12 protein-coding genes are annotated in these 13,917 nt (G+C 71.4%); 3 read left to right on the top strand and 9 right to left on the bottom strand.

Annotation, left to right across the window (positions count from 1 at the left end; translation table 11 throughout):
* Window positions 1–10: 10 nt before the first annotated feature.
* Complete coding sequence (locus E9232_RS23355; protein ID WP_309798035.1) at window positions 11–334, top strand: hypothetical protein; 324 nt, start codon at window positions 11–13, stop codon at window positions 332–334.
* A gap of 25 nt (window positions 335–359) precedes the next feature.
* On the opposite strand, the gene E9232_RS23350 is transcribed toward E9232_RS23355, so the two are convergent.
* The 4 genes from E9232_RS23350 to E9232_RS23335 form a co-directional block, all read right to left on the bottom strand.
* Window positions 360–1,154, bottom strand: coding sequence for an undecaprenyl-diphosphate phosphatase (locus E9232_RS23350; protein ID WP_309798033.1), 795 nt, complete (start codon window positions 1,152–1,154; stop codon window positions 360–362).
* 118 nt (window positions 1,155–1,272) lie between these two features.
* The gene (locus tag E9232_RS23345) at window positions 1,273–2,724 is read right to left on the bottom strand and encodes a hypothetical protein (RefSeq protein WP_309798031.1); all 1,452 of its coding nucleotides are present in this window, start codon (window positions 2,722–2,724) and stop codon (window positions 1,273–1,275) included.
* 173 nt (window positions 2,725–2,897) lie between these two features.
* Window positions 2,898–6,011, bottom strand: coding sequence for an efflux RND transporter permease subunit (locus E9232_RS23340; RefSeq protein WP_309798029.1), 3,114 nt, complete (start codon window positions 6,009–6,011; stop codon window positions 2,898–2,900).
* Between the two features lies 1 nt (window position 6,012).
* Window positions 6,013–7,080 (bottom strand): efflux RND transporter periplasmic adaptor subunit, encoded by a 1,068-nt coding sequence (locus E9232_RS23335; RefSeq protein WP_309798024.1) that lies wholly within the window; start codon window positions 7,078–7,080, stop codon window positions 6,013–6,015.
* A gap of 276 nt (window positions 7,081–7,356) precedes the next feature.
* Here E9232_RS23335 and E9232_RS23330 point away from each other — a divergent pair, with 276 nt between their 5' ends.
* The gene (locus E9232_RS23330) at window positions 7,357–7,770 is read left to right on the top strand and encodes a response regulator (protein WP_309798023.1); all 414 of its coding nucleotides are present in this window, start codon (window positions 7,357–7,359) and stop codon (window positions 7,768–7,770) included.
* Window positions 7,771–7,798: 28 nt separating this feature from the next.
* On the opposite strand, the gene E9232_RS23325 is transcribed toward E9232_RS23330, so the two are convergent.
* Window positions 7,799–8,878 carry a Gfo/Idh/MocA family protein gene (locus E9232_RS23325; protein WP_309798021.1) on the bottom strand — a complete coding sequence of 360 codons (1,080 nt, stop codon included), beginning with the start codon at window positions 8,876–8,878 and terminating at the stop codon, window positions 7,799–7,801.
* Window positions 8,879–8,987: 109 nt separating this feature from the next.
* On the opposite strand from E9232_RS23325, the gene E9232_RS23320 reads away from it, so the two are divergent.
* Entirely contained in the window at window positions 8,988–9,731 is a 744-nt protein-coding gene (locus E9232_RS23320; RefSeq protein ID WP_309798020.1) for a TlyA family RNA methyltransferase, read from the top strand.
* A gap of 49 nt (window positions 9,732–9,780) precedes the next feature.
* Here the strand turns inward: E9232_RS23320 and sppA are convergent, their stop codons facing one another.
* From sppA to pdxH, 4 genes are all read right to left on the bottom strand, one after another.
* On the bottom strand, window positions 9,781–11,526 hold the full coding sequence (gene sppA / locus E9232_RS23315; protein ID WP_309798018.1) for a signal peptide peptidase SppA: 1,746 nt from the start codon (window positions 11,524–11,526) through the stop codon (window positions 9,781–9,783).
* Between the two features lie 19 nt (window positions 11,527–11,545).
* Window positions 11,546–12,118, bottom strand: coding sequence for a peroxidase-related enzyme (locus tag E9232_RS23310; RefSeq protein ID WP_309798016.1), 573 nt, complete (start codon window positions 12,116–12,118; stop codon window positions 11,546–11,548).
* A 92-nt stretch (window positions 12,119–12,210) separates the two neighbouring features.
* Window positions 12,211–13,197 (bottom strand): cation diffusion facilitator family transporter, encoded by a 987-nt coding sequence (locus tag E9232_RS23305; protein WP_309798014.1) that lies wholly within the window; start codon window positions 13,195–13,197, stop codon window positions 12,211–12,213.
* Entirely contained in the window at window positions 13,194–13,868 is a 675-nt protein-coding gene (gene pdxH, locus E9232_RS23300) for a pyridoxamine 5'-phosphate oxidase (RefSeq protein ID WP_309798013.1), read from the bottom strand. Before pdxH ends, E9232_RS23305 begins: the two co-directional genes overlap by 4 nt.
* Window positions 13,869–13,917: the final 49 nt, after the last annotated feature.

The following is a 13,917-nucleotide window of genomic DNA, read 5'->3' as shown; positions in this document are numbered from 1 at the left end:
GTATCAGGTCATGTCACGGACCCGTCTGCGCCGGTTTGTTCTGGCCGGCGTCTTGGCCGCAGCAGCGGTCGGTCTCGGTGGTTGCGTCGCCTATCCCGTGGGCTACGGCGGCTATGACGGCTACGGCTATGGCGACAGCTACGCCTATGTGCAGCCGAACTACTACTATGGCGGCTACCCACGCTACTACGGTGGGTATCGCAACTATTACGGCGGCTATCCGCGCTACTACGGCAATCGCGGCGGCTACTATGGCCAGCCCGGCTACGGCTACCGCGGCGGCTATGGTGGATACGGCCATGGCGGATATGGCGGCTACGGCCGCAGCCGTTAGAACCGTCGGGTAACGCCTTCGCGAATCAGGCGATCCAGCCCAGCGCGGCGGCGCCCAGCAACAGCACGCCGAACACGATCCGATAGATCGCGAAGGCGGTGAAGCGGTGCGACTGGATGTAGCCCAGCAGCCATTTCACCGCGATGAAGGCGGTGATGGTGGAGACCACGAAGGCGATGCCCAGCGCGCTCCAATCCTCGTGCGGGGCGCCCTCCTTGAACGCGCCGTATAGCTGGTAGGCGCTGGCCGCATACATCGTCGGGATGCCGACCAGGAAGGCGAATTCGGTGGCGGCGGCGCGGTTGCTGGTGCCGGCCAGCATGGCGACGAAGATGGTCGCGGCCGACCGCGAGGTGCCGGGGAAAACGCCGGCGACGACCTGTGCCAGGCCGACCACGATGGCGACCAGCCAGGTCACCCGGGAGCTGTCGGGCTGCTTCGCCGCCTGGCGTTCCGCCCAGATCATCCAGACGCCGCCGATGATCAGCGCCCACGCGATGGGCGCTATGTTTTCCGGCAGGGTGAAGCCCAGCTTCTTGACCACCAGCCCGAGCACCGCGGTGATGGCGAAGGCGACCAGCAGCCGGATGCCGTAGCGGCGGTTTTCCGGCTGGCGCCAGCCCAGGATCAGGTCCAGCAGGCGGCGCCAGTAGATCACCGTCACCGCCAGGATCGCGCCGGCCTGGATCACGATGTTGAAGGTGTCCGACCGTTCGCCCAGCCAATGCTCGGCAATGATCAGGTGCCCGGTGCTCGAGATCGGCAGGAATTCGGTGATGCCCTCGATCACCCCGAGGATGATCGCGCTCAGATGGTCCAAGACGGTGCTCTCCGGGATGATGCGGCCGGATCGCTTGTGAACGAACCCAGCCGGTTTGGGAACCCGGCTTCAACCCGCGGCACCGGTTAAAGTTTCGTAATTCGCTGACGGGCGAGGGTCAGCCGCCGGCCGAGGCGGCCGGCCCGCGGGCGGCGATGGCGTCGAGGGCGGGGTCGCGCCCGGCCCGGTAGTCGGCGAAGGTGAAGCCGGTCGGCACGGTCGGCGACAGGTCGCCGGCGGCGACGCCGTACACATAGTTCAGCCAGAAGCAGCGGCCGATCTCGGCTAGGCCGCAGCCGTTGCGCCAGTCGTGGAACGCGCTGGCATAGCGGATCGAGATGCCGGAATTGGGCAGGGCCGTGCGCCCGCCCTCGGCCCAGAAGGCGGTGAAATCGCCCGTGGCCTGGCCGACGATCTCGACATTGCCAGGGGCGAAATACTTCAGCCGGGCCAGGGTGGTGATCGCGGCGGAGAAGGTGTCGGGCCCGGTCAGCACATAGATCCGACCCTCCGGCCCCAGCGCCTGGGGCAGGCGCCGGGTGAAATCCGCGGTCAGCACATAGTTGCCGCCGGGGTTGGCGCGCAGGTCCACGATCACGCTCTTCGGCTTGCGCCGTGACGCCTCCTCGACCACCTGGGCCAGGAAGTCCGCCAGGCCGGTCCCGGCATCGTCGCTGATGCCGCGCAGCTCCACGAACAGCGTGCCGGCGTCGGGATAGGCCTGCCAGTAGGTGCGGTCGCCCTGCTGCAGGTACAGCGGCAGGGTCGCGGCCCCGGACAGCACATGCCGCCACGGCCCGTCATCCCGCGGCAGGGCGGTGGGCAGCAGGTCGATGGCCGGCTGGCGGACCGCGCCCTCTCCGCGCATCGCCGGCCGCGGGTCGGCGGCGATCTCGCGGGTCACGCGGCGGCCGTCCGCCAGGTCCAGCACCAGGGAAGCCACATCGGGCGACGGCAGCAGGCCCAGGGCGTGGAGCGCCGCCGGCGACGAGATCAGCGAGACCGACAGCAGCCGCGCCCGGCTGTCGCGGCCGCCGAAATAGGGGCGCAGCGTGCCGGCCAGCGCCTCCGGCGTGCGGCTGCCCAGCGTCACCACGCGGGCGCCCAGCAGGTCGGCCAGCGCGGCCCGGGCAGAGACGACATAGAGGCCGTCGTCGAACCACACCAGGCGCAGCGGCAGCGCGTTGAGCGACCGGCCCATGGCGACGCCGCGGACATAGGTGTGGCCGTTCTCGGCCAGGGCGACGGCGCGGGTGACGCCCAGCTCGAACCCGGCGTCATCCAGCCCGCCGGGCGCCGCCGCCGCGACCTCGGCCAGCAGGCCGTCGATCCGCTGGTCGAACCGGCCCAGCGCTTCGGGCGAGAAGCTGCGGTCGATCTCGGGCAGCTGGCGCAGCCGCTCCAGGTCCTGGCGCTGCGCCTCGGCCCGGGTGCCGGGGGCGGGCAAGTCGGCCGGCGCCAGCTGCGGGTAGTTGGGCCGCACCACCACCAGATAGGCGGCCCCCGCCGCCGCCCCGGCCGCCACCATCAGCACGGCCCCGATCCCGGCCGCGATCGCCCATCGCCTCATGGCTGTTCCCCCCCACCTGCATCCACGGCCGGTTCGGCCGGCATGGGGTGCCTAGCAACCGGCGTGCCGCAGCGGCAGGCGGCCGGCCGCCTGGGGTGGGGCATGAAGGGTGAGGGCGCCCGGCGAAAATTCCGCCACGCTTCGGCGGATTTTCCCAGGCCCGGCGGCGTTCCCTACTCCGCCGCCGGATTCTCGCTGCGATGGACCAGCAGCTGGCGTTCCAGCTCCTTCGAGGTGCGGCTGGCCGGGGCGGTGAAGCGGGCCAGGGCCTGGTAGATCACCGGCACCAGGAACAGCGACAGCAGGGTCGAGACCATGACGCCGCCGAAGATCACCACGCCGATCGCCTGGCGCGACTCGGCGCCGGCCCCGGTCGCGATCGCCAGCGGCAGGGCGCCCAGCGCGGTGGCGATCGAGGTCATCAGGATCGGCCGCAGCCGGGTGGCGGACGCCTCATGCACCGCCGCCAGCACGTCCCGCCCCTCGTCGCGCAGCTGGTTGGCGAATTCGACGATCAGGATGGCGTTCTTGGCCGTCAGCCCGATCAGCATGACCATGCCGATCTGGGTGTAGATGTTCACCGTCATGCCCAGCAGCGCGACCGAGCCGAGCGCGCCGAAGATCGCCAGCGGCACGGTCAGCAGAATCGTCACCGGGTGGACGAAGCTCTCGAACTGCGCCGCCAGCACCAGGAACACGATCAGCAGCGCGGTGCCGAAGGTGATGTAGAGCGAGGCGCTGCTCTCCAGGAACTCGCGCGTGTCGCCGTCCCAGGACAGCCGGGCCTCGGCCGGCAGCGTGTCGGCGACGGCGACGCGGACTTCGGTCACCGCGTCGCCCAGCGTGGCGCCGTCGGCCAGGCTGGCGGTGAAGGTGATGGCGCGCACCCGGTCGAACCGGCCCAGGCTGGCCGGGCCGGCCACGTCCTGCAGCTTGACCAGGCTGGTCAGCGGCACCAGCGTGCCGCCGGATGCCCGGACGAAGATGTTGGACAGGTCGCGCGGCGTCTGCCGGTCCTCGGCCCGGGCCTGCAGCACCACGTCGTACTCCTCGCCGTCATCCTCGTAGCGGGTGACGGCGACCGACCCGAACATGGTCTCCAGCGTCTCGCCGATGGCGCGGATCGAGATGCCCAGGTCGGCGGCGCGGTCGCGGTCGATGGCGACGCGCAGCTCCGGCTTGGTCTCGTCGTAGTCGGCCTGCAGGTTGCGCAGCACCGGCGACCCGCGCAGCCGGTCCTGCAGCTGGTCGCGCCAGGCCGCCAGCTGCTCATAGGTGTTGCCGCCGATGACGAAGCGCACCGGCGCGCCGGAGCCGCGGGCGAGGCCGCTGGGGTTGATGCCGACGGCGCGGATGCCCGGGATGTCCGACAGCTTGGCCGACAGCTCGCGCACCACCTGCTGCTGCGACCGGGTGCGCTCGTCCCACGGCTTCATCTGGCCGATCACGGTGACCCGGTTGACGCCGGTCGGGCCCCAGCCCGGCGCCAGGATGGACAGCAGGCGGGTGACGTCCTGGGCCGCGACATAGGGCGACAGCGCACTCTCGATTCGTGCCAGCTGGGCGCCGGTGTAGTCGATGCTGGAGCCTTCGGGCCCGGTGGCGCTGACGACCACCCGGCCGCGGTCCTCGGTCGGCACGAATTCCTGCGGCAGGCCGTGCAGCAGCGCCGCGGCGCCGACGCTCAGCGCCAGGGCGATGGCGCAGACCAGCACCGGGGCGCCCAGCGCGAAGCCCAGCGCCGCGCGGTAGCCGCGGTTCAGCAGGTCGAAGCCGTGCTCGGTGACCTTGTGCAGCCAGGTCTCCTCATTCGCCGGCCGCAGCAGCCGGCTGCACATCGCCGGGGTCAGGGTCAGGGCGACCAGGGCCGAGAACAGCACCGAGGAGGCGACGGTGATGCCGAATTCGCTGAACAGCCGGCCGACATTGCCCTGCAGGAACGAGATCGGCACGAACACCGCGGTCAGCACCGCGGTGGTGGCGACCACGGCGAAGCCGATCTGGCGCGAGCCGAGATAGGCGGCCACCAGCGGCGGCTCGCCCAGCTCGATCCGCCGGCTGATGTTCTCCAGCACGATGATGGCGTCGTCGACCACCAGGCCGATCGCCAGCACCATCGCCAGCAGGGTCAGCACGTTGATCGAATAGCCCAGCGCCGCGAGGATGATGAAGGATGCGGTGATCGACACCGGCACGGCGACCGCCGGGATCAGCGTGGCGCGCACGCTGCGCAGGAAGATGAAGACGATGCCGATGACCAGCGCCAGGGCGATGCCCAGCGTGATGAACACCTCGTCGATCGACTTGTCGATGAAGACGCTGTCGTCGGACGAGATCTCGATCTGTACGTCCGGCGGCAGCGACTGGCGCAGCGTGTCCATCGCCTGACGGACATCGGCGGCGACGTCCAGCGTGTTGGCGGTCGACTGCTTGACCACGCCGACGCCGATGGCCGGGCGGCCGTCGACGCGGAAGCCGCTGCGGTCGTCGCGGGCGCCGACCTCGACCCGGGCCACGTCGCCCAGCCGCACCAGCGTCTCGCCCTCGCGGCGCAGCACGATGCGGGCGAATTCCGGCGGGGTCGACAGCCGGGTGTTGGTCCGCACCGTCAGCTCGCGGTCGCTCGATTCGACCCGGCCGGACGGCAACTCGACATTCTGCGCCTCGAGCGCGCTGCTGACGTCCTGCACGGTGACGCCGCGTGCCGCCATGGCGTTGCGGTCCAGCCAGATCCGCATCGACGGCTCGCGCTCGCCGCCGATCGTCACCTGCGCCACGCCCGACACCGCCGACAGCGGGTCGACGACATAGCGCTGGGCCAGGTCGGTCAGCTCCAGCGCCGACCGGCCCTCGCTGGTCAGGGTGGCGTAGATGATCGGGCTGGCGTCGGAATCGACCTTGCGGATGATCGGGGTGTCGGCATTGTCGGGCAGCTGCCCGATCACCCGGCCGACCGAATCGCGGACGTCGTTGGTGGCGCTCTCGACATCGCGGTCGATGGCGAATTCCAGCCGGACGCTGGACCGGCCCTCCTGGCTGGTCGAGCGCATGGTGCGGATGCCGGCGACGCCGGCCACGCCCTCCTCGATCACCTGGGTGATCTGGCTCTCGATCACCTGGGCCGACGCGCCCTCATAGGCGGTGCTGACCGACACGATCGGCGGGTCGATGTTGGGGTATTCCCGGACGGTCAGCCGCTGGAAGGCGAAGACGCCCAGCACCACCAGCAGCAGGCTGACCACCACGGCGAAGACCGGCCGCCGGATCGCGGTGTCGGAGAGGACCATCTCAGGTCGCCGCCGGCGTGGCGCCGGCCTCCTGCACCTCGACCGGCACGCCGTCGCGCAGCCGCTGGGTGCCTTCGGTCACCACCAGGTCGCCCGCCTCCAGGCCGGTCAGGATCTGGACCTCGCCGCGCATCCGCATGCCCAGCGTCACCTCGCGCCGCGCCGCCCGGCCGCCGACGATCATGTAGACGAACTGGCGCGTGCCCAGCGGCACCAGCGCCTGCTCCGGCACCAGCAGGGCGGCGGGGTTGGACGACAGCTGCACCCGCACGGTCATGAACATGCCGGGGCGCAGCGGCCCGTCGCGGTTGTCGATCTCCGCCACGGTGTTGACCGACCGGGTGGCCGGATCGATCCGGGTGCCGACCGAGGTCACGACGGCGGTGAAGGCGCGGTCGGGATAGGCGTCGCTGCGCACCTCCAGGGCCAGGCCGGGCGACAGGCGCGACAGCAGGATCTCGGGCAGGTTGAAGTCGACCTTCACCCGGGTCAGGTCGTCGAGGGTGACGATCGGGGTACCGGGCGACACCAGCGCGCCGAGGCTGACCTGGCGGATTCCCAGCGTGCCGGCGAAGGGCGCGGTGATCACGCGTTCGGCCAGCCGCGCCTGCTGCGCCGCCACGGCGGCGGTCTTGACCTCGAGGTCGGCGCGCAGCGCGTCGACCTGGGCCTGGGCGACGTTGCGCGACTTCGACAGCGTCTCGGCCCGGTCCAGGGCCTGGCGCGAGTTCCTCAGCTCGGCCTCGGCCGAGGCGACCGCGGCCTCCAGCTCGGCGCTGTCCAGCCGGATGATCGGCGTCCCGGCCGTGACGGTCTGGCCGTCCTCGAAGGCGATGGTGCCGACGATGCCGGTGGTCTTGACGGTGATGGTCACCGCCTCGCGCGCCCGGGTGGTGCCGACGGCGTCGACCGCCTCGGTCACCGTGCCGCTGCGCACCGGCGCCAGCATCACCGGAACCGACGCGTCACGGTGCGGCGCGACCGCGCCGTCCGCCCGCCACGGCGCAAAATGCCACGCGCCCGCCGCCGCGACGGCAAGCAGGCCGATCACCAGAAATTGTTTCCACACGCGCATGCGTCCGCGAAGCCCCCTTCCGTCGCCGCGCCGGTTCAGCCGGCACAGTGTAGTCCAAATGGCCCGTTTCTTGTTGGTTTCCGCCTTGCGCATCCTTCACGGCACAGGGGCGGGATTCCGTCGTGGCATCGCTGCCATTGGGGAACCGGCCATGCGATCGCGTGTTTATGGCATCGAGATGACGAATTCCCGCCGCCTTTTTCGGCAGGCAAAAGGAAGGGGCCCGACGGGCCGGCGCGCAGCGCGCCGGCCACCGTGGGTAAGTGGAAAATGGGACTGCTCTACAGCGAAGCGGAGGATGCGGTCGATCTGCATGGCCGCCGCATCCTGATCGTCGAGGACGAACAGATCGTCGCCCTCGACCTCGAACTGACGCTCCGGACCTGGGGCGGCACCGTGGTCGGGCCGGCGACGACCGTGTCGCGCGCGGTCGAGATGGCGCGCAACCAGACCATCGACGGCGCCATGGTCGACCTCAACCTCGCCGGCGCCGCGGCCTTTCCCGCCATCGACATTCTGCTGCAGCGCGGCGTGCCGGTGATCCTGGCGACCAGCTATCCGCGCGAAAGCCTGCCCGCCGCCTACCGCAACCTGCCGATCCTGCCCAAGCCCTACGACCCGCGCCGCTTCTCCGGCCTGGTGCAGTCGATCTTCGCCGTCGGCCGCGAAGCCAGCATCCACTGATCTGCCGGCTCCGGCCCTGCAGCCCGCGTCAGGGCTGGGGCGCCCAGGGCTGCGTGGTGGTCCGCACCACCTCTCCCGACGCCCGTGCCGCCGCGATCGACAGCGCCAGATACTGGTCCTGCGCCGCCTCGGCGAAGCTGTAGATATCCGCCCCGGTCTCGACATAGGTCGCCATACCCTCCAGGCAGGCGGCGACGGCGATCTCGTCGTCGTTCAGCCGGGCGCCGGGGAAGGGGTTGCGGTACACCCGATCCGCCCCGGCCAGGATGCCCAGATGGTGATGGCCCTGGATGTCGGCGTACTGCCCGGCATCCTGGCGCAGCAGCCGCAGCGTCACCGGCGTGCGGTGGTCCTCCAGATAGCGCAGCTCGTCGTCGCGGATCTCGCCGCGCTCGCCCCGCACCATCACGCGGGGGCCGCGGATCCAGGAATGGTACTGGTCGCCGGTGAAGTCGAACACCGCCAGCCGCTCGCCGAAATCCAGCGTCGCGATGGTCTGCTCCGACCGGGCGATGCGGAACTCGTCCGGCGGCCCGGCCCGTGTCGGGCTGGCCACGATCGGGCTGGCGAAGCCCTGGGCGCGGATGGCGGCGTTCTCGAAGCCCAGGCCGAGATATTTCCGGATCAGGCTGGTGCCGTGATAGCCATGCGCCACCGAGACATGGGCGTGGCTGGGCGTGCCGATCCGGCCGGCGGCGATCAGCGCCAGCCGGGCGGCGTGGGTCGGCTGCAGGAAATACTGCTCCGCAACCTGCAGCCGGGCACCGCCGCGGACCAGCTCGGCCAGCCGCAGCAGCCCCTCCAGGTCCGGCGCCGGCGGCGTCTCGCTCAGCACCGGCATGCCGGCGGCCGCCAGCTCGGCGATCACCCCGGGTGCGGCCGGCTGCGGCACCGACACCACGGCGAAGCGCGGCCGGGTCAGGCGCAGCAGCGCCTCGGTCGAGCGGAAGGTCGGCAGCCCCCATTGCGCCTCGAAGGCGGCGCCGCGGGCGGGGTCGCGCACCACCACCCCGTCGATGCGGAAGCGGTCGGGCAGCGCCCGGGCGGCGCGCAGGAAGAACTCGGTGCGCCAGCCGGGGCCGACGATGGCGAAGTTGCAGGGCGGCATGGGATCGTTCCCTCGGGACTCGGAGCCATCGACTCGGGATCTGATCGGAATCACACTCCAGAACCGCAAACGGTGTAAACCGCATCTGACGGGTTGTCGGAGAGGATCGATGGCGAAGCGGCCGCGGGCGGATCTGGTTCTGGTCGAACGCGGCCTGGCCGAGAGCCGCGCCCGGGCCCAGGCGCTGATCCTGGCCGGGCTGGTCTATGAGGGCACGCGCCGGGTCGACAAGCCGGGCGACGGCGTCGCCGTGCCCGAGGCGCTGTCGGTGCGCGGCCGCGACCACCCCTGGGTCAGCCGCGGCGGGCTGAAGCTGGTCAAGGGCCTCGACCATTTCGGCATCGACCCGGCCGGGCTGGTCGGGCTGGATGTCGGCGCCTCGACCGGCGGCTTCACCGACGTGCTGCTCAACCGCGGCGCCGCGAAGGTCTACGCCGTCGATGTCGGCCACGGCCAGCTGGCCTGGTCGCTGCGCCAGGATCCGCGCGTGGTGGTGCTGGAGCGGACCAACGCCCGGCATCTCGACCGCGCGCTGATCCCCGACCCGGTCGGCATCGTGGTCTGCGACGCCAGCTTCATCGGGCTGGAGATCGTGCTGCCGGCCGCCCTGTCCCTGGCGGCGCCGGGGGCCTGGCTGGTGGCGCTGATCAAGCCGCAATTCGAGGTCGGGCCCGACCGGGTCGGCAAGGGCGGCGTGGTGCGCGACCCGGAACTGCACCGCGAGGTCTGCGACCGCATCGAGGCCTGGCTCGCTGCCCGGCCGGGTTGGTGCGTGCTCGGCGTCACCGTCAGCCCGATCACCGGCCCCGAGGGCAATGTCGAATTCCTGATCGGCGGGCGATTCGAGGGGTGAATGGTCCCATTTTGGGGTGGATTCGCTGTGGCGAACCCACCCCAAAAGCTCAACGTCCCAGCACCAGCGGCTGCATCGCCGCCACCGGGCCATCGGCGGCCGCGGCGAGGGCGCCGAACTGCTCGGTGACCGGCCCCAGCCCGACACGGACCAGCGCCTCCTCGCTGAAGGGGCCGCCCGAGATCAGGCGGCGCAGCGTGTCCAGCGCCGAAGGCGGGTGCGGTAGCCGCACCACCGCCACCTTGGCGTCGGGGCCCAGCCCGATCGCCTGGCGGGCGATGACCATCGCCGCGTCGAGGCCGCCCAGCCGGTCGACCAGCCCATTCTTCGACGCCTCGGTGCCCAGCCACACCCGGCCCTGGGCGATGGCGTCGACCGCCTTGGTGTCCATGCTGCGGCCCTTGGCGACCAGCTGCAGGAAGGCGTCGTAGCCGGCGTCGATGCCGGTCTCGAACCGGCTCTTCTCGCCGGCGTCGAACGGCTCGTTCAGGGTCCAGATCCCGGCGTTGCGGCCGCGCTGCACGCTGCCCCAGTTGACGCCGATCTTCTTCCACAGCGCCTGCAGCACCGGCTTGCCGCCGAAGATGCCGATCGACCCGGTCAGGGTCGCCGGCTCGGCCACGATCGCCTTGGCCTGGGCGGCGATCCAGTAGCCGCCGGACGCCGCGGTCTCGCCCATCGACACCACGATCGGCTTGCCGGCGTCGCGTGCCCGCTGCACCGACCGGCCGATCAGCGCCGACGCGACGACCGAGCCGCCGGGGCTGTCGATCCGCAGCACGATGGCCTTGATCTTGCTGTCCTCGACCGCGTCGTCGATGGTCTCGGCCAGGGTCTGGCCGACGATCTCGTGCCCGAAGCTGCCGTCGGAGCTGGCGTCGACGATCGCGCCGGTGGCGTAGATCACCGCGATCCGCGGCTGGTCGTCCTTGATCTCCGGCTCGGTGGCCGCGAGGTAGTCGCGGGCCTTCACCTGGGTCAGCTTGTGGCCGATCCGGGCTTCGACCAGGCCATCGACCTCGTCCCAATGGGCCAGCTTGTCGATCAGCCGCGCATCGACCGCCTCCTTGGCGGTGTAGGGCCCGCCGTCGATCAGCCGCTTGACGTCGTCCGGCACCAGGCCGCGGCCCTGGGCGATGCCGGCGACCAGCTGGTCGTACAGCCCCTGGGCCATGGCCTCGTTCATCGCCCGGCTGGCCGGGGTAAAGTCGCGCTCGGTGAAGGTCTCCGGCGCCGATTTGTACTGGCCGCGCTTGCTGACCTCGGCCTGGACCCCGACGGTGTCGAGCAGGTCGCGGACGAACGGCACCTCGACGGTGATGCCGGTCAGGCCGACGCCGCCCAGCGGCATCATCACGCTCTGGTCGAAGCCGGCGGCGAGGTAGATCGCGACGTTGCCGGGGCCGGAGCTGCCGAGGTCGTCGGCATGGGCGACGGTCAGCTTGCCCGCCCGCCGGGCCCGGTCGATCGCGTCGCGCAGCTCCTGCGCCGAGGCCAGCGGCACCGAATCCGTCGCGATCCGCGCGACGATGGCGCCGACCCGCGGATCGGCGGCGGCGCGGTCGATCGCGTCGATGGTCTGGTGCAGGGTCAGCGGGCTCTCGCTCAGGCTGAAGCGGCCGGCCGGCACCTGGTCCGGGGCGCCCTTGCGCAGGTCGAGCACCAAAGCGAGGTCGCCCTTCGGCAGCTGCGGCGTGCGGTCGGCCAGGTACCAGCCCAGGCCACCGACCACGGCGGCCAGCAGCAGGAACAGCACGCCGCAGATGATGAGGATGGCGCGGATGAAGCGGCCCATGATGAGTCCTGGCTTGGGGTCAGCGGTTCATCGCGTGATAGTCGGGGTTCGGCATCATGTCGACGCCGGACGCGACCCGGTTCGACATGTTGAAGAACCCGACCACGTCGCAGATGTCGAAGATGTCTTCGTCGGAAAAGCCCTGCGCGTGCAGCGCCGCGCGCTCGGCGTCGCCGACGCGGTGCGGCTCGGTGGTCAGGGTCCAGGCGAAGTCCAGCATGGCGCGCTGGCGCGGCGGCAGCCGGGCGACGCGGTGGTTGAAGGCCAGCATCTCGCCCAGCTCGGGGTCGTCCGAAAGCCTGCGCACCGCCTGGCCGTGCGCCACCAGGCAGTAGTAGCAGCGGTTGGCCGAGGAGACGGTGACCGCGATCATCTCGCGCTCCAGCTTGGTCAGGCCGCTGTCGCCCAGCATCAGCTCGTTGTAGGTGGCGATGAAGTTGCGCAGCTTCTTCGGCCGCAGGCTGTAGGCGCGGATCACGTTCGGCACCAGGCCCAGCTTTTCCAGGCATTTGGCGTAATAGGCCTTGAGGTCGTCGTCCAGCGCCGCCTCGGGCGGGATTGGGAAGGCCATCACATGGTCGGGCTGCGGCACGACTCGTCTCCTGTTGCTCGCGCCGCGGCACCCTAGCAGGCGGCCGCACGGCGGTCGAACCCGCGCCGCGGTGCATCCCGGGCCGTCCGGCCCTAGCCCGGCCGCCTGGCGATGCGGTGGTCCAGCCGGTCGTCGTCCAGCCCCGCCGGCTCCTGGTGCAGGATCACCTCGACGTCGGGGAAGGCGCGCGACAGCGAGGCCTCGACCCGGTCGCAGACGGTGTGCGCCTGCCACAGGGTCAGGCCGCCCTCCATCTCGACATGCAGCTCGATGAAGCGGGTGCCGCCGGCGCTCCGCGTGCGCAGATCGTGCAGGTCGACCACCTCCGGGTCGGCGCGGACGATCTCGGCGATCCGCAGCCGGTCCTCGCGCGGCAGCTCGCGGTCCATCAGGTGGTCGACGGCGTTGCGGGCGATGCGGGCGGCGCTGACCAGCAGCCACAGCGCGACGCCGATCGCCGCCGCCGGGTCCAGCCACAGCCAGCCCGGGCTCTGCCCGATCAGCAACACCGCCAGCACCACCATGCTGGTCGCGGTGTCGCCGACATAGTTCAGCCGGTCGGCGGCGATCGCGGTCGAGGCGGTGCGGCGGGCGACGCTGCGCTGGAAGATCACCAGCGCCACGGTGGCGACCAGCGACACCATCATCACGGCGATGCCGACCGGCGGGTCGGAGACCGGCTCGGGCGTGATGAAGCGCCCCGCCGATTCGAAGATCAGCAGCAGGGCCGAGCCGCCGACGAAGGCCGCCTGGGCGATGGCGCCCAGCGGCTCGGCCTTGCCGTGGCCGAAGCGGTGCGACCGGTCGGGCGGCCGCAAGGCGTGGCGCACGCTGATCAGGAGGATGCCGGAGGCGGCGACGTCGACCAGGCTGTCCAGCAGCGAGGACAGGATCGCGGCCGACCCGGTCACCAGCCAGGCGGCCAGCTTCAGCAGCGACAGGCAGGAGGCGACCGAGACGCTGACCGTGGTCGCGGCGCGCAGCAGCCGGTCGCGCCGGGTCTGGTCGCTGTCGGCCGGGGCAGGGCCGGCCGGCTCGGAGCTGGCCGGGCTGGGGTCGACCGGGTCGGTGCCGGTCACGGATACAGCCGGTGGTGCCGCCAGCCGCCGCGGCCGGGTTCGTAGACCACGCGGTCGTGCAGCCGGTACGGCCGCTCCTGCCAGAACTCGATCCGCCACGGCACCAGGCGGAAGCCGGACCAGTGCGGCGGCCGCGGCACCGGCCCATCCGTCTCCTCAGGCCCGAAGCGGCGCGTCGCGTCGTCCACCGCCGCCTCCAGTGTCGGGCGGTCGGCCAGCGGGCGCGACTGGGCCGACGCCCAGGCGCCGATCCGGCTGCCGCGGGCGCGGCTGGCGTAGTAGGCGTCGGCCTCATCGGGGTCGACCGGGGTCACCGGCCCTTCGACCCGCACCTGCCGGCGCAGGCTCTTCCAGTAGAAGCACAGCGCCGCCCGCGGGTTGCGGGCCAGCTCGCCGCCCTTGCGGCTTTCCAGGTTGGTGTAGAAGACGAAGCCGCGGGCGGCGGCCTCGGCGCCGTCGACGCCCTTCAGCAGCACCATCCGGACCGACGGCGCGCCATCCGCGGCCACGGTCGCCAGGGACATCGCATTGGGGTCGTTGGGCTCATGCGCCGTGGCCAGCGCGAACCAGTCCCCGAACAGGTCGAAGGGGTCGCCCGGCGGAACGAAATCCCGGTTAGCGGGTTCGGATCCGGCACCGCCGGGATTCGGGGTCGAGGATGGGGTCGTCATGGCGACTCGGCCTTTATTCGGTCGAATTTCGGCTACATTAGGGATCGAC

It is taken from the genome of Inquilinus ginsengisoli (assembly GCF_031453975.1).
GTDB lineage: Bacteria > Pseudomonadota > Alphaproteobacteria > DSM-16000 > Inquilinaceae > Inquilinus > Inquilinus ginsengisoli_A.
Note: the sequence above shows the minus strand (reverse complement) of the source record. Positions and strands in the feature narration are given on the sequence as shown.